Source organism: Roseateles sp. P5_B10 (genome assembly GCF_056400485.1).
Window position 1 is genome coordinate 1 of sequence record NZ_JBFULE010001749.1, and the last position, 528, is coordinate 528.

General features: G+C 66.7%; 1 protein-coding gene. It reads right to left on the reverse strand.

The features are described 5' to 3' along the window. The coding region (locus AC1DU6_RS35695) for an aconitase family protein (RefSeq protein WP_477863356.1) at positions 1 to 528 on the reverse strand (528 nt) is incomplete at both ends.

Here is a 528-nt window from a genome sequence, read left to right on the forward strand (position 1 = left end):
GTAGGCGACGGCCTGGTCCCACTCCACGCCCTGCGGGGAGAAGGGGCGGCCTTTCACGTAGGCAATGGTCGTTTCGTCCACGCCGATGAGCCCGGCGCGCGCACCGGCCTCGATGGCCATGTTGCAGACGGTCATGCGACCTTCCATCGAGAGTGAGCGGATAGCGGCGCCCGCAAACTCGATGGTGTAGCCATTGCCGCCAGCCGTGCCGATCCTGCCGATGATGGCCAACACGATGTCCTTCGCGCCGACGCCCTTGGGGCATTGGCCTTCGACCTTGACGAGCAGGTTCTTGGCCTTCTTGGCCGACAGTGTCTGCGTGGCCAGCACATGCTCGACCTCGCTGGTGCCAATGCCATGCGCCAGCGCGCCGAAGGCCCCGTGCGTGGAGGTGTGGCTGTCGCCGCAGACGACGGTCATGCCCGGCAGCGTCGCGCCCTGCTCGGGGCCGATGACGTGCACGATGCCCTGGCGCTTGTCGTTCATCTTGAACTGCGTGATGCCGACGCGGTCGCAGTTGGCGTCCAG